Annotated in this window: 25 protein-coding genes; 11 read left to right on the top strand and 14 right to left on the bottom strand. The window is 66.9% G+C overall.

The annotated features are described in order from the left end of the window. Positions 1-513: an Ivy family c-type lysozyme inhibitor gene (locus tag IFT67_RS08480; RefSeq protein WP_192146189.1), complete on the bottom strand. Its 513-nt coding sequence runs from the start codon at positions 511-513 to the stop codon at positions 1-3. Between the two features lie 83 nt (positions 514-596). Between IFT67_RS08480 and IFT67_RS08485 the strand changes: the two genes are divergently transcribed. After that, complete coding sequence (locus IFT67_RS08485; RefSeq protein WP_192146191.1) at positions 597-1,022, top strand: DUF1810 domain-containing protein; 426 nt, start codon at positions 597-599, stop codon at positions 1,020-1,022. A gap of 66 nt (positions 1,023-1,088) precedes the next feature. Beyond that, positions 1,089-1,214 (top strand): hypothetical protein, encoded by a 126-nt coding sequence (locus IFT67_RS20855; protein ID WP_259457500.1) that lies wholly within the window; start codon positions 1,089-1,091, stop codon positions 1,212-1,214. Between the two features lie 230 nt (positions 1,215-1,444). Here the strand turns inward: IFT67_RS20855 and gyrB are convergent, their stop codons facing one another. From gyrB to IFT67_RS08530, 8 genes are all read right to left on the bottom strand, one after another. Next, positions 1,445-3,976, bottom strand: coding sequence for a DNA topoisomerase (ATP-hydrolyzing) subunit B (gene gyrB / locus IFT67_RS08490; protein WP_192146193.1), 2,532 nt, complete (start codon positions 3,974-3,976; stop codon positions 1,445-1,447). Positions 3,977-4,481: 505 nt separating this feature from the next. Then, entirely contained in the window at positions 4,482-5,297 is an 816-nt protein-coding gene (locus IFT67_RS08495; protein WP_192146195.1) for an OmpA family protein, read from the bottom strand. 84 nt (positions 5,298-5,381) lie between these two features. Then, positions 5,382-6,569, bottom strand: a complete 1,188-nt coding sequence (locus IFT67_RS08500) for a DNA replication/repair protein RecF (protein WP_244647205.1) — start codon at positions 6,567-6,569, stop codon at positions 5,382-5,384. Positions 6,570-6,745: 176 nt separating this feature from the next. Further along, positions 6,746-7,555 carry a Coq4 family protein gene (locus IFT67_RS08510; RefSeq protein WP_192146197.1) on the bottom strand — a complete coding sequence of 270 codons (810 nt, stop codon included), beginning with the start codon at positions 7,553-7,555 and terminating at the stop codon, positions 6,746-6,748. 65 nt (positions 7,556-7,620) lie between these two features. After that, a complete protein-coding gene (locus tag IFT67_RS08515; RefSeq protein ID WP_192146199.1) occupies positions 7,621-8,046 on the bottom strand; it encodes a type II toxin-antitoxin system VapC family toxin in 426 nt (141 codons plus the stop codon). Continuing rightward, the gene (locus IFT67_RS08520; protein WP_192146201.1) at positions 8,043-8,294 is read right to left on the bottom strand and encodes a type II toxin-antitoxin system Phd/YefM family antitoxin; all 252 of its coding nucleotides are present in this window, start codon (positions 8,292-8,294) and stop codon (positions 8,043-8,045) included. Before IFT67_RS08520 ends, IFT67_RS08515 begins: the two co-directional genes overlap by 4 nt. 54 nt (positions 8,295-8,348) lie before the next feature. Continuing rightward, positions 8,349-9,467: a DNA polymerase III subunit beta gene (gene dnaN, locus IFT67_RS08525; protein WP_056017955.1), complete on the bottom strand. Its 1,119-nt coding sequence runs from the start codon at positions 9,465-9,467 to the stop codon at positions 8,349-8,351. A 144-nt stretch (positions 9,468-9,611) separates the two neighbouring features. Then, positions 9,612-10,265 carry an outer membrane protein gene (locus IFT67_RS08530; RefSeq protein WP_192146203.1) on the bottom strand — a complete coding sequence of 218 codons (654 nt, stop codon included), beginning with the start codon at positions 10,263-10,265 and terminating at the stop codon, positions 9,612-9,614. 154 nt (positions 10,266-10,419) lie between these two features. Here IFT67_RS08530 and IFT67_RS08535 point away from each other — a divergent pair, with 154 nt between their 5' ends. The 4 genes from IFT67_RS08535 (at position 10,420) to IFT67_RS08550 (ending at position 13,758) form a co-directional block, all read left to right on the top strand. Further along, positions 10,420-11,103 carry a histidine phosphatase family protein gene (locus IFT67_RS08535; protein WP_192146205.1) on the top strand — a complete coding sequence of 228 codons (684 nt, stop codon included), beginning with the start codon at positions 10,420-10,422 and terminating at the stop codon, positions 11,101-11,103. After that, positions 11,100-11,573: an invasion associated locus B family protein gene (locus IFT67_RS08540; RefSeq protein WP_192146207.1), complete on the top strand. Its 474-nt coding sequence runs from the start codon at positions 11,100-11,102 to the stop codon at positions 11,571-11,573. Before IFT67_RS08535 ends, IFT67_RS08540 begins: the two co-directional genes overlap by 4 nt. Before the next feature lie 228 nt (positions 11,574-11,801). Continuing rightward, complete coding sequence (rlmN, locus tag IFT67_RS08545; RefSeq protein ID WP_192146209.1) at positions 11,802-13,007, top strand: dual-specificity RNA methyltransferase RlmN; 1,206 nt, start codon at positions 11,802-11,804, stop codon at positions 13,005-13,007. Beyond that, on the top strand, positions 13,000-13,758 hold the full coding sequence (locus tag IFT67_RS08550; RefSeq protein WP_342344965.1) for a sulfite exporter TauE/SafE family protein: 759 nt from the start codon (positions 13,000-13,002) through the stop codon (positions 13,756-13,758). The genes rlmN and IFT67_RS08550 overlap by 8 nt, the downstream gene beginning before the upstream one ends. Here the strand turns inward: IFT67_RS08550 and IFT67_RS08555 are convergent. Further along, positions 13,749-15,293 (bottom strand): ABC transporter permease/substrate-binding protein, encoded by a 1,545-nt coding sequence (locus tag IFT67_RS08555; RefSeq protein WP_192146213.1) that lies wholly within the window; start codon positions 15,291-15,293, stop codon positions 13,749-13,751. The two genes, IFT67_RS08550 and IFT67_RS08555, sit on opposite strands and share 10 nt — an antisense overlap. Then, complete coding sequence (locus IFT67_RS08560) at positions 15,290-16,063, bottom strand: ATP-binding cassette domain-containing protein (protein WP_192146215.1); 774 nt, start codon at positions 16,061-16,063, stop codon at positions 15,290-15,292. The genes IFT67_RS08555 and IFT67_RS08560 overlap by 4 nt, the downstream gene beginning before the upstream one ends. 48 nt (positions 16,064-16,111) lie before the next feature. On the opposite strand from IFT67_RS08560, the gene IFT67_RS08565 reads away from it, so the two are divergent. Further along, positions 16,112-16,900, top strand: coding sequence for an SDR family oxidoreductase (locus IFT67_RS08565; protein WP_192146217.1), 789 nt, complete (start codon positions 16,112-16,114; stop codon positions 16,898-16,900). A gap of 66 nt (positions 16,901-16,966) precedes the next feature. Here IFT67_RS08565 and IFT67_RS08570 read toward each other — a convergent pair whose 3' ends face one another. After that, positions 16,967-17,263 carry a 4a-hydroxytetrahydrobiopterin dehydratase gene (locus IFT67_RS08570; RefSeq protein WP_055881974.1) on the bottom strand — a complete coding sequence of 99 codons (297 nt, stop codon included), beginning with the start codon at positions 17,261-17,263 and terminating at the stop codon, positions 16,967-16,969. 48 nt (positions 17,264-17,311) lie between these two features. Between IFT67_RS08570 and IFT67_RS08575 the strand changes: the two genes are divergently transcribed. From IFT67_RS08575 to IFT67_RS08590, 4 genes are all read left to right on the top strand, one after another. Continuing rightward, entirely contained in the window at positions 17,312-17,722 is a 411-nt protein-coding gene (locus tag IFT67_RS08575; protein ID WP_244647206.1) for a metallopeptidase family protein, read from the top strand. Continuing rightward, positions 17,719-18,291, top strand: a complete 573-nt coding sequence (ccmA, locus tag IFT67_RS08580; RefSeq protein ID WP_192146221.1) for a heme ABC exporter ATP-binding protein CcmA — start codon at positions 17,719-17,721, stop codon at positions 18,289-18,291. The genes IFT67_RS08575 and ccmA overlap by 4 nt, the downstream gene beginning before the upstream one ends. Next, the gene (locus tag IFT67_RS08585) at positions 18,288-18,929 is read left to right on the top strand and encodes a heme exporter protein CcmB (protein ID WP_192146223.1); all 642 of its coding nucleotides are present in this window, start codon (positions 18,288-18,290) and stop codon (positions 18,927-18,929) included. The genes ccmA and IFT67_RS08585 overlap by 4 nt, the downstream gene beginning before the upstream one ends. A 169-nt stretch (positions 18,930-19,098) precedes the next feature. Further along, the gene (locus IFT67_RS08590) at positions 19,099-19,920 is read left to right on the top strand and encodes an MOSC domain-containing protein (protein WP_192146225.1); all 822 of its coding nucleotides are present in this window, start codon (positions 19,099-19,101) and stop codon (positions 19,918-19,920) included. A gap of 12 nt (positions 19,921-19,932) precedes the next feature. On the opposite strand, the gene IFT67_RS08595 is transcribed toward IFT67_RS08590, so the two are convergent. Together IFT67_RS08595 and IFT67_RS08600 are read right to left on the bottom strand one after the other, a co-directional pair. Further along, on the bottom strand, positions 19,933-22,950 hold the full coding sequence (locus tag IFT67_RS08595) for a glycosyl hydrolase family 28-related protein (protein ID WP_192146227.1): 3,018 nt from the start codon (positions 22,948-22,950) through the stop codon (positions 19,933-19,935). A 107-nt stretch (positions 22,951-23,057) separates the two neighbouring features. Further along, a complete protein-coding gene (locus IFT67_RS08600) occupies positions 23,058-23,309 on the bottom strand; it encodes a helix-turn-helix domain-containing protein (RefSeq protein WP_244647207.1) in 252 nt (83 codons plus the stop codon). Between the last annotated feature and the right edge of the window lie 174 nt (positions 23,310-23,483).

The following is a 23,483-nucleotide window of genomic DNA, read 5'->3' on the forward strand; positions in this document are numbered from 1 at the left end:
TTATCCTTGCGAGGGGCAGGCGGCGTCGCGGCGGGCGGGCGCGGCACCGTCGTACCAATCGCTCCGCGTGCCCATCGTCGCCGCGTCGTGGTAGCAGACTTCGGTCTTGCCGCCCTTCGGATCGACGAGCACGGCCCAGTTGTGATCGCCGCAATTATGCTGTTCGCAGCCCCATGCGGCGACGCGGTTGCCCAGCGTGAAGATCGGCGTCTCCGGCCCCGTACGCCCGCGGATCATCTCGCGCAGCTTCGCATCGCCAACCGCATGGACCAGGCCGGTAGCGACATCGGTGCGGTCGAAGAAATCGACCCCGCCGACCGCATCATGCGGATATTTGCCGACATAGGCGGTGATCGGCGTGGTCTGCGCCTGTCCAGCGATCGGCGTCGGCGCGCGCGTTTCGGGGGGCGTGAACCCGCTTGGGGCGGCGGTGTTCGTAGGATCGTCCTTCTTCCCGCACGCACCGAGCAACAAGGGTGCAGCGAGAAGCGCAACGGTGATCATCGTCTTCATGGCATTTCCTCGATCGTTACGGGTGCAACGTACCGGCGGGCATTAGGGTTGCGGGAGCCCAATGGCCCGACCATGTGACGAGGATGACGCATGATCTCGACCGCTTCGTCGCCGCGCAGGACGGCGTGTATCCGCAGGCGCTTGCCGAATTGCGCGCGGGCCGCAAACGGAGTCACTGGATGTGGTTCATCTTCCCGCAGATCGCCGGGCTGGGGCAGAGCGAGATGGCGCGGACCTATGCGATTGCCGGGGCGGACGAGGCTCGGGCGTATCTCGCGCATCCCGTGCTCGGGCCGCGACTGATCGAGGTTGCGCAGGTGGTTACGGCTGCGACGGGATCCGCCGACGCGATCCTGGGCGGTATCGACGCGGTGAAGTTACGGTCGTCGATGACGCTGTTCGCTGCCGTTGCCAAGGACCCTTCGCCGTTTCGCGCGGCGCTCGACCGGTTCTTTGGGGGCGAAGACGACCGGGCGACGCTCGACCTGCTTGCGTCGGGCCCGCGATAAGACGGGTGTATCGCCGGCGAAAGGTGTAGCATCGCCGTGGGGCCTTCCGCCCCATGAGGTGTGGTCATGGCCAAGAGCCAGAAGAAATCGAGCAAGGAAGTTCGCAAACCCAAGGCCGAAAAAGCCCCCAAGGCGAATGCGTCGAACCCGACCACCAAGGGCAAGCCCGTGGAGATGACGACGCTCAACTAAGAGCGTTTTGCCGGGCACCGCCGTTCGCGTTCGGCGGTTGCTTGTCGTGGAATAGAATTCCCATCCGCCCCCGTCAGACTGACGAAAGTCGAGATTTCGAATAGCGGGCGGATACGTTCCTGGCCCTGGATCCCGGCTTTCGTCAGGATGACGGGGTTAGAGCGATCCGCGACCAGCGCGTGTCCCACCCCGCGCGCGGACCGACTCGCGACGGTCCGCGCCGGGTCGTCTCAGACGTCTAGGTTGGCAACGTTGAGTGCGTTGTCCTGGATGAACTCGCGGCGGGGTTCGACGACTTCGCCCATCAGCTGCGTGAAGATCTCGTTCGCGCTCTCGGCGTTGACCGCGGTGACGCGGAGCATCGAGCGGACCGAAGGGTCGAGCGTGGTTTCCCAGAGCTGCTCCGCGTTCATCTCGCCGAGCCCCTTGTAGCGCTGGATCGCGAGACCTTTGCGCCCCGCGGTCAGGATCGCGTCGAGCAGGTGGCTCGGACGCGAGACCTGGGTCGAACCGCGCGTCGCGACGACGGTCGCGGAGCCGATCACGCCGGCACCGGTTTCCGCGCCCTCTTCGGCCTCGGGCTCTTCGGCGTGCGAGGCCTTGCTCGCGGGGACGAGGTTCGAGGTGTGGGCGTAGCTCTCGGACTGTTCGCCCGACAGTGCGTGCAGCTTGCGCGCCTCGGCCGACACCAAGAAGCTCGCTTCGATGATGTGGTGGTCGGTGACGCCGCGCCAGGCGCGCTGGAAGTGGATGCCGCCGTCTTCGGTTAGTACCGCGGTCCAGCGGGCATCGCCGTCGTCGAGTTCGAGACGACGCGTGACGATCTCGAGACGCGACGTCCGGTCCTCGACCGACACTTCCGGATCGAACACGCCGCCCAACGCCAGCGCCTCGATCATGCCGGCGTCGTAGCGCTTGGGAACGTAGCGCATCAGCGTGCGCATCCGGCGCGCGTGATCGACCAGATCCTTCAGGTCGCGCCCCGAACGACCGCCGCCGGGACCGTCGAGCACCATCGTATTGACGCCGGCATCGACCAGATACTCGTCCAGTGCCGCGTCGTCCTTGAGGTATACCTCGGACCGGCCCTTGGTCGCTTTGTAGAGCGGCGGCTGGGCGATGTAGAGATAGCCGCCCTCGATGATCTTGGGCATGTGCCGGTAGAACAGCGTCAGCAGCAGCGTGCGGATGTGCGCGCCGTCGACGTCTGCGTCGGTCATGATGACGATCTTGTGGTAACGCAGCTTGTCCGCGTTGAAGTCGTCGCGGATGCCGGTGCCCATCGCGGTGATGAGCGTGCCGATCTCGCGGCTCGACAGCATCCGGTCCTCGCGCGCGCGCTCAGTGTTGAGGATCTTGCCGCGCAACGGGAGGATCGCCTGGAAATGGCGATCGCGGCCCTGCTTTGCCGAGCCGCCTGCCGAGTCACCCTCGACCAGGAACAGTTCGGACTTGGCGGGATCGCGCTCCTGGCAGTCGGCGAGCTTGCCGGGCAGCGAGGCGATGTCCATCACGCCTTTCCGGCGCGTCAGTTCGCGGGCGCGCTTGGCAGCTTCGCGGGCGGCGGCGGCATCGATGATTTTCGCAACGATCGCTTTCCCATGCGCGGGGTTCTCTTCCAGCCACTCCGCCATCTTGTCGGCCATGAGGCTTTCCAGCGGCTGACGGACCTCGGACGAGACGAGCTTGTCCTTGGTCTGGCTGCTGAACTTCGGATCGGGCAGCTTGACCGAGACGATCGCGGTCAGGCCTTCGCGCATATCCTCGCCGGTGAGCTGGACCTTCTCCTTCTTCAACATCCCCGATTTCTCGGCGTAGTTGTTGAGCGTGCGGGTCAGCGCGGCGCGGAATGCGGCCATGTGCGTGCCGCCGTCGCGCTGCGGGATGTTGTTCGTGAAGGCGAGGACGTTCTCGTAATACGAGTCGTTCCACTGGAGCGCGACGTCCATCGTGACGTCGTCGCGCGTGCCGCTGATCGCGACGGGCTCTGGCATCAACGGGAGCTTGGCGCGATCGAGATACTTCACGAACGCGGCGATCCCGCCCTCGTAATAGAGCTCGACGGTCTTGCGCTCTTCGCTGCGCGCATCGCTCAGGAACAGGCGGACGCCCGAATTGAGGAAGGCGAGCTCACGGTAGCGATGTTCGAGCTTGTCGAAGTCGAAATCGGTGATCTTGAAGGTGGCGGGCGACGGGAAGAAGGTGACGCGCGTTCCCTTCTGGCCTTCGGTGGCGGGGCCGACGACCTTCAGCGGCGCGACCGCATCGCCGAACGCGAAGCGCATGTAATGCTCCTCGCCGTTGCGCCAGATCGTCAGGTCGAGCCATTCGCTGAGCGCATTGACGACCGAGACGCCGACGCCGTGGAGGCCGCCCGAGACCTTGTACGCGTTCTCGTCCGAAGTGTTCTCGAACTTACCGCCGGCGTGGAGCTGGGTCATGATGACCTCGGCTGCGGACACGCCTTCCTCGGTGTGGATGCCGGTCGGGATGCCGCGGCCGTTGTCGGTGACGGAGACCGAGCCGTCGGCGTTGAGGACGATGTCGATCCGGTCGCAATGCCCCGCCAGCGCCTCGTCGATCGCGTTGTCGCTGACCTCGAACACCATGTGGTGGAGGCCGGAACCGTCGTCGGTATCGCCAATGTACATGCCGGGGCGTTTGCGGACCGCGTCGAGGCCCTTCAGGACCTTGATCGAGTCCGCGCCATAGTCGCCCATGTTCGGGAGGTTGGGATTGTTGGTTTCGGGGTTGGATGCCATGCCGAGTATATAGGCATTCGGGGGCCGAAACGGAAGCGAAATGGCCTGCGGGGGTCGGGGCGTCGGCGAGTGAAGTATAGGAAGTGCAGACGCTGGGAGCGTTTTGCGGCGAGTGTGCACTTCGGGTGCCGGGCGGGTTGGTTTCGAAGAGGTTCGGAGCGCCATGCGGGGATGGTGACAGGGTCTGGCTGTGTAGGACAGCGGCTTGCTCTAGTACCGCCCCGGCGAAGGCCGGGGTCCAATTGGAAAGGTCTCAGTAACGACGAACTGCGCTTCGTCAGCAATGTCCCCCAATTAGGCCCCGGCCTTCGCCGGGGTGGTGACCGACTAAAGCCGCATGGCTCCTCCTTCCCTCTCCCCTTGGGGAGAGGGAAGGAGGAGCCGGAGGCGACGGGAGGGTGAGGGAGAGTTGGGATCAACCTCCCGAGCCCCACTCCCCTCTCCCTTCCCACCGCAAGCGCGGCGGGCCCCTTCCCTCTCCCCGGAGGGGCGAGGGAGACCGGCTTCAGAAGCGGTCGGCGCGCTGGCCTAGCAGGGTCACTTCAACGCGGCGGTTCAGGCGCATGCCGGCCGGAGTCGCGTTGGTTGCGACGGGCTGGTTCTCGCCGTGGCCGACGACGCTGAATCGCGCGCGGACGACGTCCATGTCGTCAAACGCCTGGCGGACGCTGGCCGCGCGACGTTCGGACAGGTCCTGGTTATGCGTATCCGTCCCGCGCGAGTCCGTGAAGCCGTCGATCGCCACGCGGACGCCGGGGTTGCCGCGCAGGTAGCGCGCGAGCGGCCGCAGCTTCTCGATCGCGCCGGGACGCAGCACGGCGCTGTCGGTGCGGAACAGCACGTCCTCCTGCAGCGTCAGCGTCGCGCCGCGCGGGGTTTGGCGGAAGCCGTAGTTGCGCATCGCACCGCGATCCCAGGTCGTGGTAGTCTCGACGATCGTCGTACCACCGCGGTCGCCGCGATAGCCGCGCGGGTCACGGCCGTATGCATCCCAGTCGAAGCGGTCGCGGCGGGGGCCGGCGATGCGCGCGAATTCGCGGTTGGCGTCGTCGGCTTCCTGGCGGCTGATCCGGCCGTCGCCGTTCGCGTCGAAGTTCGGCATCACGAATGCGATGCCGCGCCGCGTATTGCGCAGCTCGGGGAAGAGCACCGGAACGCCGGCGCCTTGCAGACGATAGCCGGGACGCGACCAGGGGGCACGGCTCATGTCGTAACGCCCCTCGGGCCGTCCGCCGTCGCGGACTTGCGCGAAAACGGGGGCGGTGGTCGCTGCGACCATCAGGACGCCAAGGGCTGCGCGCGTGAATTTCCGGGTCATCATCGTCTCTCCGTATCTTCGATGGACGGAGCTTTGCCCGCGCCCGCTTGAACGCGCGGTGAGCCTGCTCGACAGCGCGCGTTCAGCCTAACGCCCGACCGCGATGCGCGTTGCCTGGGGGCCGATCGCGTCGAACAGCGCGTCTTCGGTACCGGTCATCCACACCTGGCCGCGGCCTGCGAGCCGGGCGAACAGCGCCGCGCGGCGAGCGGGATCGAGGTGCGCGGCGACTTCGTCGAGGAGAAGGACGGGGGGCTGGCCGGTTCGCTCGGCGACGAGATCGGCATGCGCCAGGACGATGCCGAGGAGGAGCGCCTTCTGTTCGCCGGTCGAGGCGAGCGAGGCGGCACGCGCCTTGTCGAGATGCGTGACGATGAGGTCGACTCGGTGGGGGCCGCTGAGCGTGCGCCCGGCAGCGGCGTCGCGCGCGCGGCCCTGGGCGAGGTCGGCTTGCAGGCGAGTGGTGTCTCCGCTCCAGCCTTCAAGCGTCAGGCCGGCGCGGGGGAATGGGCCGTCGCCTTGTTCCGCCAGTCGTGTTCCGAGCAACGTCACCGTCTCGCGCCGGGCGGCATCGACCGCGGCGCCGTGCTCGGCCATCTGCGCTTCGAGTGCGGAGAGCCAGTCGCCGTCGGGACTGCCTTCGTCGGCGAGCAGGCGATTTCGCGCGCGCATCGCGGCGTCGTAGCGGGCGGCGTGGTGGGCGTGACTCGGGGCGAGCGCTAGCGTGAGGCGGTCGAGGAAGCTGCGGCGTTCGCCGGCGGGGGCGACGAACAGGCGGTCCATTGCTGGGGTGAGCCACAGGATCGTGAGCCACTCGGCGAGCGCGTTGGCGGTGGTGGTCGCACCCTGGATGCGGACGATGCGGCGCTCGGGGGCGGAGGCGAGTGTGCCGGTCGCGACGTCGACTTCGGCCGGAGCCTGTATCAGCCTCTGTGCTTCTGACTCCCCTTCCGCTTGCGGGAGGGGTCGGGGGAGGGGCGCGCTTTCCTCGGGAGCGGACGCCAGTACGTACGTCGCGCCCTCCCCTAACCCCTCCCGCAAGCGGGAGGGGAAGAGTGTGGCCGCGACACCGAAGCCGCCTGCCCCACCTTGTCGCGCCATCTCGCCTAGTGCCGCCCTCCGCAGCCCGCGGCCGGGCGCGAGCAGTGACACCGCCTCCAGGATATTCGTCTTGCCCGCGCCGTTCTCACCAGTCAGCACGACGAACCCTGGTCCCGGCGTCAGCGTCAGGTCGGCATGATTGCGAAAATCGGTAAGGACGAGGCGCGAGAGCATTGCACCCGCCTTAAAGGACTTTCGAAGCCGATTGCATCGCCCTTTTCCGTTCGCCCCGAGCGAAGTCGAAAGGCGTGGCAAAAGCTATGGTGCTTCGACTTCGCTCAGCACGAACGGGGGGACCGATCCGATCACAACCGCGCTAGCGACACGCCCGGTCGCTATCGAGCATCGCGTCAGGCGGCGATCCGCTCCGGCGCGCTTGCCGGTGCGGCTGCTGCGGTCGCGGCCTTCTGCGTGCTGAGATACGATGCGAGCGCCGGTCCTAATTCGCGCTGCGCGTGCAGATACGCGACCGGCGTGACGATGCCGAGCCGTTCGCGCGCGGCCTCCAGTGGCTCGTGGAGCAGTTCGAGATAATCCTCGCCCGATACCCATTTCGCTTTGCGTCCGTTGCGATAGCCTTCCCAGACCGCGTTGGCGAACAGCTTGCTGCCGGTGACGCGCATGCTCTTCAGCGCCGCGGCCGAGCCGATCAGCGCCCAGCCGAGCCCGCCGACCTGCGCATAGCTGAACGCGACGAGCGCCGCCTCGCCCATGCTTTCGTCCGCCTTGTAGCCGGTCAGCACGTGCCAGATATCGTGCGTGTCGCGCACCCGCCGGCCGAACCACGCGTAAGGGTGCGCCAGATCGTCCTCGGATGGCACGAGCCGCGAGACCTCGACCAGCCCGTCCGCGGAATAGCCCGTCGTCTCGAGGAAATGGCGATACGCCGCCCCGACCGTGCCGGGCGCGAAGCTCGCGACGAACGCGGGGTCGGAGAAACGCTGCGCCAGTTCGACGCGGTCATAGGCGATCCGCCCACCCTGCTCGGTGGCGATCAACCGCGCGTAGTTCATCGGCGCATTGCCGACGTTCAGCGCGCGCATGATCCGGAACACCTGCGTCGTGTCGTCGCCATTCGCGAGCAGTTTCTTGATCGCATCGAACGCCGTACGCCAATCGCGACGACCGGTCGTACCGGGAAACGGAGGAAGCTTCGCCATCGAGTCGACTCCTTACTGACATTGCTGTTAGTATCAGGTTCGACGGTGCATTCAAGTGCGGATAATCAAACGCTCTCGACGACGATTCCGTATTCGATTGCTGCATGTCGGAGGCGCGTATCGAGCGTCGCCATCGCCAATCCGTGCGCTTGCGCGATCGCAAGATGAAGCGAATCGGCAGCGCGTAATCCGAGTTCATAGCGCTCGACGAAGCCTGCGGCCGTCGCGAAATTCTCTGCCGATACCCCGACGCGCTCATAGTTCGTGCCGATCGATGCGCGCCATGTTTCCAGCAGATCAATTCGGTCCACGGCAGAAATCTGCCCGGTACGAACTTTGAGGGAGAGCGCGCTGGAAACTTCGGTATCGGTCCAGTCGCTGACATACAAACGTCGGTCAGATTGCGTCCGAAGCCATCGCCACACCGCGGGACTATGCGCCTCGTACGTCAGCGAGGCGATGATCAGCGACGTGTCGCAATAGACGGTCAATACCGATCGCCGTCTCGCATCATCCGCACGAAGTCGCCCGCGCCTTGTTCTTGAAACGGTAGGCGCTTCGCAAGCGCTTCGAGCGCGTCGACATCGATGGGCTTGCGGCGCGGGAGCGGCGGTGCCTCGGGGGTCACGCGGGCAAAGGGTTGGCCATTGCGCGTGATCTGCACGGCCTCGCCAGCTTCGAGCCGGTCGATGAGCGTACCCAGTTCGTCTTTCAGATCCGCGATGTTGATCGAGTCCATGATCCGGCTCCTGCCTGTCGCGCCGCTATACCACGGCGCGACAGGCAGACCGAATCACACGCGCATCGGCATCAGCACGTACAGCGCGGGCGACTTGTCGTTCTCGCGGATCAGCGTTGGGGCGGCGGCATCCGCCAGGTGCACCTCGACCATGTCGCCGTCGATCTGCGCGAGGATGTCCATCAGATAGCGGCTGTTGAAGCCGATCTCGAACGGGAGCGCGACGTAATCGCCGGGGACTTCCTCCGCGGCGGTGCCGTTTTCGGGCGAGGTCACCGACAGCGTGATCTTGTCGCGATCGAGCGCCATCTTCACGGCGCGTGTCTTTTCGGTGGCGATGGTGGAGACTCGGTCGACGCCTTCCATGAAGCTCTTCGGGTCGATCTTGAGGATCTTGTCGTTGCCGGTCGGGATCACGCGGCTGTAATCGGGGAAGGTGCCGTCGATCAGCTTCGAGGTCAGGATCGCCTGGCCGAGGTCGAAGCGGATTTTGGTCGGCGACAGCGACACACCGACCGAACCGTCGACCTCGTCGAGCAGTTTCCGGAGCTCACCGATGCATTTGCGCGGGACGATCACGTCGGGCATCGATTCGGCACCCTCGGGACGCGGCAGCGTGACGCGCGCGAGGCGATGGCCGTCGGTCGCGGCGGCCTTCAGCACCGGGTTCGAACTGTCGCCGTCCGCCACGTGCAGGAAGATACCGTTGAGATAATAGCGCGTCTCTTCGGTCGAGATCGCGAAGCGCGTCTTGTCGATGATCTGCTTGAGCGTCTCGGCAGGCAGCTCGAACTGGGTCGGCAGTTCGCCCTCGGCGATCACCGGGAAATCGTCGCGCGGCAGCGTGCCGAGCGAGAAGCGCGCGCGGCCCGCGACGATGCTCATCCGGCCTTCCGACGCGGCGAGCTGGACCTGCGAGCCTTCCGGCAGCTTGCGCGCGATGTCGAACAGCGTGTGCGCGGACACCGTGGTCGCGCCGGGCTGGTCGACTGCGGCTGCAATCGATTCGTTGATCTGGAGATCAAGGTCGGTCGCCATCAGCTTGAGCGTGCCCTCGGCGGTCGCCTCGATCAGCACGTTCGACAGGATGGGGATGGTGTTGCGCCGCTCCACCACGGACTGGACATGGCTCAGCCCCTTGAGGAGCGTTGCGCGTTCGATCGTCGCCTTCATCGTAATTCCCCCCGCCACCACAGCCAGAATCGGGGCTGGGGGCAATCCGCAGATGGCTTACCCAACAACAAAGGGTCGGAGCAAGCGCCCCGACCCTTCTTTGATCACGGTAAACGTCGCGTTAAAACGCGCGAGCCGTCTCGATCAGAAGCGGAAGCCGTAGCTGGCGACCACCTGGTGGCGATCCGTGTCGACGTCGAATCGGCCGCTGGTGCCGCCGGTCGCATAGTCGATGTTGCTGCGCTCGTAGTTCGAATAGCGATATTCGAGCTTGGCATAGGTGTTCGGACCCATCGCGTGCTCGGCACCCGCACCGATGCGCCAGCCGTCGAGGTTGAACTTGTTGTCGGTCGTCTGGTTGGTGTCGCCGGCGAGCACCTTCAGCTTCGAATTGGTGTAGCCGCCCTTGACGTACAACATCGTCGTCGGCGCGACGACGTAACCGACGCGACCGCCGACGTAGATGTCACGGCCCTGCTTGACGCGACCGAAGCCGAAATCGCTGGTGTAGTCGTAGCGATCGCTCTTCGCGGTCGAGCCGGTCAGTTCGGCTTCGGCGCCGAGCACCAGGCCGCCACCGGTCGCGATGTCATAGCCGATGCCGCCACCGAACAGCAGGCCGTCGATCTTCTGGTCGTCGCGTCCATTGTTGTTGGACACGCTGCTGCCGGCGCCGGTGTGGTCGTAGCCGAGCGTGCCCTCGATGCGGGGGCCGGTGAAGGTCGGATCGGTCTGCGCGAAGGCGGGTGCTGCAACCGCGGTGGTAGCGAGCAGCGAGACGGCGATAAGCTTACGCATTGGGATACTCCATAATGTCTTCGTCACACCCCTGCCGCGACGGGCAAACGCGGGATGGACAGCCCCAATGGACTAGCCGGGCGTGCGTTGCATGAACCCCAGATAAACAGGGAAATCCGTTGCTTTTGCGCCACAGGGGGTTGAAACGCGGGCCATGATTCCAAGCCGACGGCAGGGTGAAGCAGACGCCCGATCAATCGATACGCCGCCCCTGCGCCAGGGTCGCGATTTCGTCGCGCGGCACGGCGAAACCGTGTTCAATGCGGCGCATCGGTTGCAGGGGGATGCGGCGCACACGCCGTTGACCCGCGCTGGGTTCGCGCAGGCGGACGAGCTTGGCCGTGCATTGCGTGAGGTGCTTGGGGTGAAGCCGGGGCTGACCTTGTGGGCGTCGCCGACCGGGCGGGCGTTGCAGACGCTCGCGGTGATCTGCGAACATCTGGAGCTCGATTGGCACGATGCCCGGACCGATGCCCGGTTGGTCGAGATCGACATGGGGTCGTGGGGCGGGCGCTATTATGCGGACGTCGTCGATGAGGTCGGGCCTGTGATGCTGCCGGGGGGCACGCTGAAGCCTGCGCCGGACGGCGAGACCTATGCGGAGATCGCGGCACGAGTCGGCGGGTGGCTGGCGGATACCGCGGAGGATCCGGGCGACCGGCTGGTGATCATGCACGGCATCTCGAGTCGGGTAATGCTCGGCGTAATGACCGGTGCGGCGATCGATCCTGCGCTCGGCGCGCCGGTTGCGAAGGGATTGCCGCAGGGGTCGGTCACGCTGGTGGAGAACGGACGCGCGACGGTGCCACACCTCGGCACGGGGTTCGCTCCGGCGTGAAATTCGCAGTCCTGCTGGCGTTGGCGATCGCTGCTCCGGCGGCGGCGCGTGAGACGATCGGCATCTACAAGGGTTGGGGTGCGTTTCGCGATGCGAGCCCGGCGCGGTGTTACGCGATCGCGCGGCCGGTGATGGCGGGGGGGCGTTCGTCCGGGTTTGCCAGCGTCGCGACGTGGCCGAAGCGGGGTTTGCGGGCGTCCTTGTATGTGCGGCTCAGTCGGGAACGGGATCGGTCGGCGGGGGTGACGCTTACGGTCGGCGAGCGGCGATTCGCGTTGGTGGCGAATGGGCTGGATGCGTGGGCGAGCGATGCGCCGAGCGATCGCGCGATCGTGGCGGCGATGCGGTCGGGACGGAGCATGAGTGTCGAGGCGGTCGGCGTCGGCGGGCGGCCGTTCGTCGATGTGTATGCGCTGTCTGGGGGGGCGACGGCGATCGATGCGGCCGTGTTGGCGTGCAGCGGGGGGTGAAACTTCGGGCGAGCCCCGCCCACCGGCACCACCCCGGCGAAGGCCGGGGCCCAATTGGGGGACGGGAATGACGACACTCAGTTCTCCGTTACAACGACCTTTCCAATTGGGCCCCGGCCTCCGCCGGGGTGGTGGTTGTTTTAAGCTACGTCCTGCCTGATTGCGCTGACTCCACCCCCTTCTCGCAGCCAGTAGAAAAATCACGAAAATTCCGCTACGGGCTCGCGCATGCAGACCGCCGCGAACCTCATGCCCATCCCTGGGCACATCGATCCCGTGCCCGTTCCCCGCAGCTTCGTGCCGCGTAGCGATGGGCGGATCGACCTGCTCGGGCTGTCGCTCGCCGATCTGCGGATGGCGCTGGAGACGTCGCAGCTCGAGGAGAAGCAGGCCAAGCTGCGCGCGAAACAGCTGTGGCACTGGATCTACAATCGCGGCGCGACCGAGTTCTCGGCGATGACCGACATCTCGAAGACGATGCATCCTTGGCTCGAGCAGCGCTTCGTGATCAGCCGGCCCAACGTCGTCGAGGCGCAGGTGTCGACCGACGGCACGCGGAAATGGCTGCTGCGGTCGGACGACGCGCAGGATTACGAAATGGTGTTCATCCCCGACGCGGATCGCGGCACGTTGTGCGTGTCGAGCCAGGTCGGCTGCACGCTCAACTGCACCTTCTGCCACACCGGGACGATGCGGCTGGTGCGCAACCTGACGCCGGCCGAGATCGTCGGCCAGGTGATGCTCGCGCGCGACTCGTTGGGTGAATGGCCGAGCCAGCCCGAGGGCCGCATGCTCACCAACATCGTGATGATGGGAATGGGCGAGCCGCTGTATAATTTCGAGAACGTCCGCGATGCGTTGAAGCTGGTGATGGACGGCGCGGGCCTCGCGCTCAGCCGCCGCCGGATCACGTTGTCGACGTCGGGCGTGGTGCCGATGATGGCGCGGGCGGGGGCCGAAATCGGCGTGAATCTCGCCGTATCGCTGCACGCGGTGACCAAGGAAGTGCGCGACGAGATCGTGCCGCTCAACCGGAAATACGGCATCGAGGAATTGTTGCAGGCCTGCGCGGATTATCCGGGCACTAACAACGCACGCCGCATCACGTTCGAATATGTGATGCTGAAGGACAAGAACGACTCCGACGACGACGCGCGCGAGCTCGTGCGGTTGCTGCGGAAGTACGAGCTGCCGGCGAAGGTGAACCTCATTCCGTTCAACCCGTGGCCGGGCGCTCAGTACGAGTGTTCGACGCCCGAGCGGATCAAGTCATTCTCCAGCATCGTGTTCGGCGCGGGGATCTCGGCACCGGTGCGGACGCCGCGCGGGCGCGACATCGATGCGGCGTGCGGGCAGCTGAAGACCGCGTCGGAGAAGAAGAGCCGCGCGCAGGTAGATCGCGAAGCTGCAGCCGAAGCGGATGCTCTTGTCTGATCTGGGTTCGCTGGGATTGGCGGCGGGTGCGGGGATGCTGGGCGGCGCGATGAACGCGCTGGCGGGCGGTGGCAGCTTCGCGACGATGCCGTCGCTGATCGCGCTCGGCCTGCCCTCGCCGATCGCCAACGCGACCAGCAACGTCGCGGTGCAGCCCGCGGCGATGGCTAGCGCATGGGCGTATCGCAGCGATCTGGGGCCGGTCGGCGGCGTCGGTATCCGGACGCTGGCGGGAATCACGTTCGTCGGCGGGCTGGTCGGCAGCCTGCTGCTGTTCTTCACCCCGGCGACCGCATTCGACGTGATCGTGCCGTGGCTGTTGCTGATGGCGACGCTGGCGATCGCGTTCGGCAAGCCCGCGTCGACCTGGCTGCACGCACGCGTCGCGATCGGGTCGCGCTCGCTGATCGCCGCGCAGACGTTGCTGGGGATCTATGGCGGCTATTTCGGTGGCGGCGTCGGGATGATGCTGACGGCGGCATGGGGATTGTTGGCCGGCGCGTCGCCCGCCAAGCTCGCCGCGCCGCGCACGCTGATGCTGGCGACCGCGAATGCCGCCGCGACGATCGTGTTCGCGGCAACGGGGATGGTGGCGTGGGCGCTGTGCCTGCCGATGATGGCGGGCGGCGTGGTCGGCGGGTATTTCGGCGCGCGATTCGGACGGAAGCTGCCCGACGGTGTGATCCGCGCCTGGACGCTGTTCGTGACCGCGACGACGACGATCGTGTTCTTCTACCGCGCCTATTCCTGAAGCCCGGTCTTCGCGACGAGCCATTTCGCCGCGGCCTCGGGCGTCTGCTTGTCGGTATCGCGGTCGACCCGGTAGTTCGCGGCGCGCATCGCCTCGACCGGAATTCGGCCGACCATCGGCTTCAGCGCGGCGAGGAACTTGGCGTCCCCTGCCCGCTTCGGCGCGACCATCAGGATCGCGTCGTAGCCGGGGATTGCACGCCGCGGGTCGGTCAGCACGGTGAGGCCATCCGCGGCGATCCGGCCATCCGACGAGAAGGCGGAGATGACGTCGACATTGCCGCTCTCCAGCGCGCGGTACATGAAGGTCGGGCTGTACGGCGTCGTCTTGGCGAAGCGGAGCGGATAGGCGCGCTTCACCGCGGCCCATTCGGGACGTTCGAGGAATTCGAGATCGCTGCCGAGCGTCATCCCGGGCGCGGCCTTCACCAGATCGTCGAGGCTGGCGATGCCCTTGGACTTTGCCGCGTCGCCCTTCATCGCGAAGGCATAGGCGTTCTCGAACCCGAGCGATCCGACCAGGCCGACATGATGCTCGCGCCTCGCCCAGTCGGCGATCGCGGCGACCATCGCCGGGCGTTCAGGGACGTCGTTGCGCTTCATCTCGTTCGCCCAGATCGTCCCGGCATAATCGACATAGACGTCGATATCCCCGCCGGAGAGTGCGCCGAACACCACCGCCGAGCCGAGGCCGTCGCGATATTCGACGGTGTAGCCGGCATGTTCGAGCCGGTCGCCGATGAGCCGCGCGAGGATATATTGCTCGGAGAAGTTCTTCGCGCCGACCACGACGGTGCGGTCGGCGCCACTCTTCGGCCATAGCGGGGCGGTCGCCGTTGCGGTTCCGACGAGCAGCACCGCGGCGCTCGCGATCCAGAGCCAACGGCGGCGCGAGCGGATGCCGTATTCGATTCCCCCAATCAGTGCGTCGACCGCCAGCGCGAGCGCGGCTGCCGAGACGCAACCTGCGAGCACCAGCGCCCAGTTCTGCGTCTGGAGCCCGGCGAAGATCATGTCGCCGAGGCTCGGCTGGCCGACCGTCGTCGACAGCGTCGCGGCACCGATCGTCCAGACCGCCGCGGTGCGGATACCGGCGATCAGCACGGGCGCGACCAGAGGTGCCTCGACCAGCCGCAGTTTCTGCGCGGGCGTCATGCCGACCGCATCCGCCGCCTGGATCACGGCTGGATCGATGCCGTGCAACCCCGCGACCGCATTCCGCAGGATCGGCAGCAGCGCGTACAGCGTCAGCGCAATCAGCGACGGGAGGAAGCCGAGCGCGGGGATGCCGCCGCCGACCAGCGCGGAGAGGCTGAGCAGCAGCGGATAGAACAAGGCGAGCAGCGCGAGGCTCGGGATGGTCTGGACGAGGCTCGCGAAACCAAGCGACACGCGCGCCACGGTCGCGTTGCGCGCGGACCAGATGCCGAGCGGCAGACTGATCGCGATGCCGAGCAGCAACGCCGCCGCGGAGAGCAGGACGTGATTGGCGAGCAGCGGCGGCACGCGGCCGAGCGCGTCGAGGAACGCGCTCATGCGACCAGCGCCTGGAGGCGTTCGGCCTGCGCGCGCGGCACCTGCACCAGTGCCTGCGCGTCGTCGCCACCCTTGCCGGCGACGAGGTCGGCAGGCGTGGCGTCGGCGACGATCCGCCCCGCCTTCATCACCAGTACGCGGTCGGCGAGCAGCAGCGCCTCCGCCATGTCGTGCGTGACGAGGATGGTGGTCAGCCCGAGCCGGTCGTGAAGTTCGCGGATCCGCGTGCCGAGCGCATCGCGCGTGACCGGGTCGAGCGCGCCGAACGCCTCGTCGAGCAGCAGCAGTTTCGCGCCGGGTGCGAGCGCACGCGCGATCCCGACACGCTGGCGCTGGCCGCCCGAGAGCGCGTCGGGCATGCGGCTCGCGATGTCGCGGGGCAGGTCGACGAGGTCGAGCAGTTCGCCGACCTTCGCCTCGTCCGTGCGCCCGGCGATGCGCAGGCCGATCGCGATGTTCTCGGCGATCGTCATGTGCGGGAACAGGCCGATATTCTGGAAGACGTAGCCGATCCGGCGGCGCAGTTCGGGCGCGGGCTCGGCGGCGACGTCGGCACCGTCGATCGTGACGCGGCCTTCGCTTGGCTCGACCAAGCGGTTGAGCGTCTTCAGCAGCGTCGACTTGCCCGAACCGGACGTGCCGACGAGCGCGACGAAACTGCCGCGCGCGATCTCCAGCGAGACCGTATCGACGGCGATCGTCGTCCCCCCAGAACCAGGGTACCGTTTGGTGACGCGTTCGAAAGCGAGCGCTGGGGAATTGTCTGGCATCTGCGCGCAGGATGCGGGAAACATACCGGAAAATCAAATGGAGAGGGTATGAGCCAGCAGGGCATTTTCATCACCGGCGGCGGATCGGGGATCGGCCGCGCGACCGCGATACTGTTCGCGCGGAAAGGCTGGCGGGTCGGGCTCGCCGACGTCAACGTCGCCGGGCTAGCCGAGACCGCCGCGCTGCTGCCTGCGGGGATGGTCAGTACCTACCAGATGGACGTGCGCGACCGCGATGCGTGGGTGGCGTCGCTCGATGCGTTCGTCGCGACCACCGGCGGGCGGCTCGACGTGCTGTTCAACAATGCCGGGATCGGATCGGGCGGACCGCTCGCGGAGACGGACTTCGCCGAGATCGATCGAGTGATCGCGATCAACCTGGTCGGCGCGCTGAACGGGGCGCGGATCGGCCATGCGTATCTGAAGCGGACGCCGGGATCGTGCCTGCTCAACACCGCGTCGGCGTCGGCGATCTACGGCTCGGCTGGGCTCGCGCCCTATTCCGCGACCAAGTTCGGGGTGCGCGCGATCACCGAGGCGCTCGACGGCGAATGGGCGGCGGACGGCATCAAGGTGCGCTCGATCGTGCCGAGCTTCATCGACACGCCGCTGCTCGATTCCGCGGCGGGGAACACGAACCACTCGATCCGCGAGACGGTGACGGGTGCGGGGCTGGAGCTGACCGGCGTGGACAAGGTCGCGGAGGCGGCCTGGGCGGCGGTGCACGGCGACAAGGTGCACACTTTCGTGGGCAAGACCGCGCACCGGATGGCGTTCGCCGCGCGGTGGATGCCGGGTGCGCTGCGCAAGCGTATGCGGCGGGATATGCGGAAGTAGAAGTTGCGGAATTTATTTGAGCACCACCCCGGCGAAGGCCGGGGTGGTGCTCAAAATACCTTCAGCTCAGGCGTCGCCGACGATCGCGTCGATCGCTTCGGCCATCTCGATATCACGCGGTGAGAGGCCACCCGCGTCGTGCGTCGTCAGCAGGATTTCGACGCGGTTCCAGACGTTCTTCCACTCCGGGTGGTGGTTCGCGCGTTCGGCGATCAGCGCGACCTGCGTCATGAAGCCGAACGCCTCGACGAAATCGGCGAACACGATCGTCCGCGTGATCGCGTCGCGCGCATCGTCGTAATCCCACTCGTCGAGCCCATCGAGCGCCTCGGCCCGCTCGGTATCGTTCAGCGCTTCGATCATCGGGCTCTCCCTTGCCGCAACAGTTCGCCGACGCGTATGGCTGGCGGCATGAGCGGGCAAGCGACAATATCCGGGGAAGCCCCCGACGCCGACACGATCGAGGCGATCGGGCGGGCGACGATCGCCAGGCTGCCGCAGCAGTTCGCGGAGCATCTCGGCGACATCGTCTTCGCGGTCGAGGAGTTTGCCGACGACGATACGCTGGCCGCGCTGGGCCTCGAACATCCGCTCGACCTGTCAGGACTGTATCACGGCCGCCCGCTCGGCGAGAAATCGTCGATGGACGTCGCGCCGATGCCCGACCGCATCGTCCTGTACCGGCGCGCGATCCTGGAGGAATGGATCGAGACTGGGGTGCGCCTCGACGATCTCGTCGCGCACGTGACGATCCACGAGATCGGCCATCATTTCGGCCTGAGCGACGACGATATGCATGCGCTGGAGGATAGCGCGACGTGAGCTTCGCGTTTCGCGACGTGGCGTGCGTGCGGGGCGGAAGATTGCTGTTCTCGGGCGTGTTGTTCGACCTCGGGCCGGGCGATGCGGCGATCGTCACCGGCCCCAATGGCGTCGGCAAATCGAGCCTGATCCGCATCGCCGCCGGCCTGCTCGCGCCGTTCGAGGGCAGCGTGGCGTGCGATGCGGCGCAGGCGTTGCTGACCGAGGCGAGCGCGCTCGACCCCGACCGCACGCTGATCGCCGCGCTCCATTTCTGGGCTGCGTTGGACAATGCGCACGCCCCCGATACCCGGATCGCCCAAGCGCTGTCCGCCCTCGATCTGGACGCGCTCGCGGACATTCCGGTCCGCCTGCTGTCGACCGGGCAACGCCGCCGCGCGTCGATCGTGCGCGTTGCCGCCAGCGGAGCGCCGGTGTGGCTGCTCGACGAACCCGCCAACGGGCTCGACACGGTGTCGATCGCTCGACTGGAAACGCTGATCGCCGAGCACCGCGCCACCGGGGGTATCGCACTGGTCGCAACGCATCTGGCGCTGGAGATTCCCCACGCGCAGGAGATCGCGTTGTGATCGCGCTCATTCGCCGCGATCTGCGGCGCAGCGTGTCGAGTGGCGGCGCGACATTGGTGGTCGCGTTCTTCCTGCTGGTCGCGACGCTGTTCCCGTTCGCGATCGGCCCCGACGCGGCGTTGCTTGCGCGGATCGGCGGGGGCGTGATCTGGACCGCGGCATTGCTTGCGGCCTTGTTGCCGGTCGAGCGCCTCGTAGGTCCCGATCTGGAGGCGGGGGTGTTCGACCAGTTCGTCGTCCGCGGGATGTCGCTTGCGCTGGTCGCCTTGGCGAAGACGATCGCGCACTGGCTGAGCTTCGGCCCCCCGCTGATGCTCGCCGCGGTGATCGCCGCCGGCCTGCTCAACCTGTCGGCCGACACGCTGCTCCGAGTCGAGATCGGCCTGCTGATCGGTACGCCCGGCCTCGCCGCACTCGCGGTCGCGACGAGCGCGCTGGTCGCGGGCGTTCGCGGCGGCGGCGCGGTGACGGGCCTCGTCATGCTGCCGCTCGCGGTCCCGTTGCTGATCTTCGGCGCGGGATCGCTCGACCCGGCCGGCGGCGGGGGCGCGATCAAGCTGCTCGCCGCGGTCAGCCTGGTGCTGGTCGCGGGCGCGCCGTTCCTTGCGGCGGCAGCGATCCGCGCCGCGCTGGACTAACGAACAGGCCGCCACTCGACGAAGTGGATCGCCGTGAGCCTATCGATCCGGGCTCGGTCAACGCATTGATGCCGCGACCATGCTCGGCTGCATTTCTCGACGTCGGTCGACACGGCATGTTGCACGAGCCTGCGCTATCCTGACCCGGAAACCTTGCTAGACACGCCCGATGATGATCGTGTCGAGCCTGTTCCGCTATCCCGTGAAGAGCCTGGGTGGGCATGCGCTGGAGCATGCCGACCTCGAAGCCCGGGGTATCGCGGGCGACCGGCGGTGGATGCTGGTCGACGACGCCGACCGGTTCATCACGCGCCGCCAAGTGCCGGACATGGCGCGTATCGGCGTGACGGTAGAGGGCAGCCATATCCTGTTCCACCATGCCGAACTGGGAACGTGCGAAGCCGCCGTCCCCGACGACAGCGTGGCAGGCGTCGCTGCGACGGTGTGGCGCGATACCGTGATGGTCCGCTTCGGCAACCCCGAGGCGGATGCGTTCCTGAGCAAGGCGCTCGGCCGTCCGGTGCGGCTGGCGTATCACTATGACGAGAGCGTTCGGGCGATCCATCCGGACTGGTCCATGCCTGGCGAGCAGGTGAGCCTCGCGGATGGCTTTCCGTTGCTCGTCACCACCGAAGCGTCGCTCGTCGCGCTGAACGATCGGCTCGCGAACGGCGTGACGATGGCGCGGTTTCGCCCCAATATCGTCATCGCGGGGGCGGAGCCCTGGGCGGAGGATCGCTGGCGGCGGATACGCATCGGGACGACCGTGTTGCGGATCGCGCGGCCCTGTTCGCGGTGCATCATAGTCACGCAGCAACCGCTGACCGGAGAGCGGCTCGACGGCAACGAACCGCTCGGCACGCTGCGCGCGATGGGTCACGCCAATGCGGGCGGCATCATGTTCGGGCAGAACGCGGTGCCCGAACGCTTCGGCACGATCGCCGTGGGCGACAACGTCGAGGTGCTCGAACAGGGCGACGGCAACGTCTGATTCCGCTGCGCCTCAGATCCCCGTCGCGTACAAGGCGTGGTGCGTGAGGATGTAAAGCGTGCGGTGGTCGGCGCCGCCGATCACGAGTTGCAGCGGGCGTTCGGGTACGTCGATGCGGCGCGCGAGCGTGCCGTCGGCCGCGTAGACGAACACTTGGCCGTTCGCGACGTAGAGGTTGCCCGCAGCATCGCGCGCGACGCTCTCGCCGCCGCGATCGGCGACGATCTTGAGGTCGGTCACCTTGCCGTTGCCACCGACCAGCCCGCTATACGTGCGGTTCTCCGATCCGTTGGTCAGGACGATGCGTTCGCCCGGTGCGGCGGAAACGAAGCCGTTGGCATCGAGCGTATCGGACCAGCGCCAGCCCTGATGATCGTCCGAACCCTGGTTCCAGACGCGAAACGCCGGCAGCACCAGCGACCCGTCGGGCGAGACATAGTCCTGCGGCTTGGCCTCGCCCATCTTGCTCGTGAAGAAATCTGCGAGCGGGGGATATTGGTACGTCGCGGGATCGATCCGGTCGGCGAACTCGCCGTTCGCCCAGACGTTGACCGGAAGCACGGTTGCCGATCCGGGCCGCGGCTTGGCGGGGGTCGGCGCGATGACCTTGACGTCGGTCGGCTTGGCCGGATCGATGCTGTAGACGGTGCCGTCGCGTCCCGCCGACGACAGCACGAGGAGATCGCCCGACCGGTCGACGGCGAGGTTGACCGCATCGAGCGGTGCCTCAGAGACGATCGACAGGCCCTCGGTCTTCGACCAGCCGTGGATCCGCTGAAAACGGCGATCGATGAAGTACAGCTTGCCCTGGGCATCGACCGCGCCGCCGGCGATCGAGTAGAAGCCGTCGGCCAGTTTCTTAACACCGGGCGATGCCGGTATCAGGGTTCGGACTGCCGTCGCGGGTGCGGGCGGCACGTCGAGCCTGGCGAACTCGAGCTCGCGGACCTCCTGGCCTCCCGTCATATCCTTGATGGCGTTTTCGAACGGGAATTTGCTCGCGCGCAGATACGTGCCGCAGCCCTTGGTATCACAGCTGGCAAATCCGCTTTCGGCGTTCACGTGGACGTTGCGGAAACGGATGTCGCCCGAGTTGTAGAGCTTCACCGCGGCGTCCATCGGCTTGATCGAGCGCGTCACGCGGTAGCCGTGGTAATTGGCGAACAGGATGTTGCGCGAATTGCGGATCTCGGTGGAGATCGCGTCGACGCCGTCGCGCACCTCCTGCTCGGTCTGTGGCGCGAGGAATTCCCAGTTCTCGACGGTATCGAGGACGATCTCGGCGCGATAATGGTGCTCGGCCGACAGCTCGTAGACGTGGCCGGGGGTCTTGGTGTTCGAGACGTGGAAACCGGCCGACGCCAGCGTGTTCGGCGACCAGATCGCCGCGAACGTGCCGCCGCCGCCGTCGGTGACCCAGATGCTCGGATATTGGCCGTCGAAGCGCGCGCGCGGATCGCCGAAGCCGATCGGGCTGCCCTTGGTCAGCACGGTGCCGCCGCCGCCCTGGATCTTGACGTCGTTGACCATCGACGCCTCGCCCGCCTTCCAAAGAAGCGCGGTCGCGCGGGGATTTACGCCGCCGGTCCACAGGCCAAGCCCGGAGACGACCGCATTGCCGCCCTTCGCGCTCTGCAACAGCGCCTTTGGTCCGCCGACACCCATGTACGCCGGTGTCTCGTCGGGCAGATAGAGGTGCGTGAGGCTGGGGTGCAGCGCAATCAGGACGCTGTCGGCACGCAATTTGATCGTGTCGGTGACGCGGTAGCGACCGACCGGGAGGTACAGCACGCGGTGCGTGTCGATCGCGCGTTGCAACGCCGCGGTGTCGTCGGTCGTGTCGTCGCCCTTCACGCCGAGATCGTGGACGTTCGCCCATTCGCGGACCGGCGGCATCGGGCGGATCGCCGGCGCACGCCGTGCCGGCAGGCGCGCGAGCGGCGCCATCTGGATGTCGGTCGCATACTCGCCGATCGCGCCCAACCCGGCCAGCTTCAGCCCGTAGGAGAAATCGCTGACGCGGTAGCGTAGCCCCGCCCCTGCCACGGTCTTGCCGCTGTCTCGGAAGCGGACGAAGGTCGGGGTGTTCGACGCCACCGCATTGTCGAAGCCGATCTGCGTGAAGACGCTGTTCTCCGCCGACACGATCACGCCTGCCTGCGACACGTTCTCGAACCGGACGTCCTTGCCCCAGAGCGAGTCGGAATAGCCGCGGTCGATCTCGATTCCGACCGGCGTGTCGCGGATCGCGACGTTGACCAGCGTCAGGTCGACCTCGTGTTCGCGGATCGCGGCGTCGCGCTGGCCCTGGAATTCGGAGTCGATCAGCGTGAACTGCCATGCGGGCGAAGTTTTTTCGGACATGATGCCGTAGCGACCGCCGAAAAAGCGCAGGTTTTCGAACTCGTTGCCCGCCTGATAGACGCCGGCGAGCCCCGAGCCGATGTGGAAGTCGACGTGCCGCAGATAGCCATGCTGCGCGACGCGGAAGCGCACCGCGACCGCGCCGGCATTGCCCTCGCCGATCCGGAAATCGACGTTGGACAGCGCCGAATAGAAGGTGCTGGAGGTCGCGTCGAAGATCGCGGGGTCGAAAGGCACGCTTGTGCGCGGCGGGACCGGCGCCTTGCCGACGCGGTACTGATCCTCGCCAGTGAAGCTGACCATCGCCGCGACGCCCGAGGCGTAGCCCGCGCTGTTGTCGCCGAGCACGATCTCAGGACGGGTCGGGCCGATGCCGAAGATGCGGACGGCGGAGCGGACGAAGATCGTCCGGCTGATCCGGTAGCGCCCCGAGGGCAGGAACACGACGCCGCCATGACCGCCGGCTGCCGCCGCGTCGATCGCCTGCTGGAGCGCGGCGCTGTCGTCCGCGCGACCGTCGCCGACGCCCTTGACGGTGATCGCACGCGGATCGTCGGGCTGGCTGAGATAGACCGAGACGGACTTCGCAGGCGGTGCGGTCTTCGCGATCGCAGGCGCGGCGACGAGCAGCGCCGTTCCGCAGAGCAGCCAGTGCGCAACCATCATCCGTCTCCAATTATCAGGACAGCAGTCCTACCGTTCGGGAGCGGATGCTTCACCTGCGACGATGGTCGTAGCTGGGGCGCCGTCGAACCCTCCCCATAAAAGGGGCGTCAGATCGCCAGGGATTGCGCGAGGATCGCCGCCTGGGTGCGGTTGCGGACGTTGAGCTTGCGCATGAGCGCAGTCATGTGGACCTTTACCGTGGCTTCGGCGATGCCGAGGTCGAAGGCGATCTGCTTGTTGAGCAACCCCGAATGGACGCCGCGAAGCACCCTCAACTGGGTCGGCGTCAGCGCGGCGCGGGTCTCGGTCACCGTTGCGGCGGCCGTGGGTTGGCGCGTTTCGTGTCCAGGTCCTTCCATGGTCATCCTCCTCTGCTTCGGCCATGTGTGCAGCGGATCGGGACCGCGACGGCATGGTTCGAGCTGTTGATCCACTGATCCGGTTGTGCGGATTCGGTTGGACAGGTCCGATGTATGGGCCGCAGCTTTGGGCGCAATCAAGCCTTTTCTGTTGGTAGTTCGAAAAGACCTGTC

The sequence above is a fragment of the Sphingomonas sp. CFBP 13728 genome (assembly GCF_014841895.1).
Taxonomy (GTDB): Bacteria; Pseudomonadota; Alphaproteobacteria; order Sphingomonadales; family Sphingomonadaceae; genus Sphingomonas.

What these genes read in the sequence shown, in the direction of transcription:
- IFT67_RS08480 (WP_192146189.1), bottom strand. Translation starts at nt 513, where the DNA reads ATGAAGACGATGATCACCGTTGCGCTTCTCGCTGCACCCTTGTTGCTC.
- IFT67_RS08485 (WP_192146191.1), top strand. Translation starts at nt 597, where the DNA reads ATGACGCATGATCTCGACCGCTTCGTCGCCGCGCAGGACGGCGTGTAT.
- IFT67_RS20855 (WP_259457500.1), top strand. Translation starts at nt 1,089, where the DNA reads ATGGCCAAGAGCCAGAAGAAATCGAGCAAGGAAGTTCGCAAACCCAAG.
- gyrB (WP_192146193.1), bottom strand. Translation starts at nt 3,976, where the DNA reads ATGGCATCCAACCCCGAAACCAACAATCCCAACCTCCCGAACATGGGC.
- IFT67_RS08495 (WP_192146195.1), bottom strand. Translation starts at nt 5,297, where the DNA reads ATGATGACCCGGAAATTCACGCGCGCAGCCCTTGGCGTCCTGATGGTC.
- IFT67_RS08500 (WP_244647205.1), bottom strand. Translation starts at nt 6,569, where the DNA reads ATGCTCTCGCGCCTCGTCCTTACCGATTTTCGCAATCATGCCGACCTG.
- IFT67_RS08510 (WP_192146197.1), bottom strand. Translation starts at nt 7,555, where the DNA reads ATGGCGAAGCTTCCTCCGTTTCCCGGTACGACCGGTCGTCGCGATTGG.
- IFT67_RS08520 (WP_192146201.1), bottom strand. Translation starts at nt 8,294, where the DNA reads ATGGACTCGATCAACATCGCGGATCTGAAAGACGAACTGGGTACGCTC.
- dnaN (WP_056017955.1), bottom strand. Translation starts at nt 9,467, where the DNA reads ATGAAGGCGACGATCGAACGCGCAACGCTCCTCAAGGGGCTGAGCCAT.
- IFT67_RS08530 (WP_192146203.1), bottom strand. Translation starts at nt 10,265, where the DNA reads ATGCGTAAGCTTATCGCCGTCTCGCTGCTCGCTACCACCGCGGTTGCA.
- IFT67_RS08535 (WP_192146205.1), top strand. Translation starts at nt 10,420, where the DNA reads ATGATTCCAAGCCGACGGCAGGGTGAAGCAGACGCCCGATCAATCGAT.
- rlmN (WP_192146209.1), top strand. Translation starts at nt 11,802, where the DNA reads ATGCAGACCGCCGCGAACCTCATGCCCATCCCTGGGCACATCGATCCC.
- IFT67_RS08555 (WP_192146213.1), bottom strand. Translation starts at nt 15,293, where the DNA reads ATGAGCGCGTTCCTCGACGCGCTCGGCCGCGTGCCGCCGCTGCTCGCC.
- IFT67_RS08560 (WP_192146215.1), bottom strand. Translation starts at nt 16,063, where the DNA reads ATGCCAGACAATTCCCCAGCGCTCGCTTTCGAACGCGTCACCAAACGG.
- IFT67_RS08565 (WP_192146217.1), top strand. Translation starts at nt 16,112, where the DNA reads ATGAGCCAGCAGGGCATTTTCATCACCGGCGGCGGATCGGGGATCGGC.
- IFT67_RS08570 (WP_055881974.1), bottom strand. Translation starts at nt 17,263, where the DNA reads ATGATCGAAGCGCTGAACGATACCGAGCGGGCCGAGGCGCTCGATGGG.
- IFT67_RS08575 (WP_244647206.1), top strand. Translation starts at nt 17,312, where the DNA reads ATGAGCGGGCAAGCGACAATATCCGGGGAAGCCCCCGACGCCGACACG.
- IFT67_RS08590 (WP_192146225.1), top strand. Translation starts at nt 19,099, where the DNA reads ATGATGATCGTGTCGAGCCTGTTCCGCTATCCCGTGAAGAGCCTGGGT.
- IFT67_RS08595 (WP_192146227.1), bottom strand. Translation starts at nt 22,950, where the DNA reads ATGATGGTTGCGCACTGGCTGCTCTGCGGAACGGCGCTGCTCGTCGCC.
- IFT67_RS08600 (WP_244647207.1), bottom strand. Translation starts at nt 23,309, where the DNA reads ATGGAAGGACCTGGACACGAAACGCGCCAACCCACGGCCGCCGCAACG.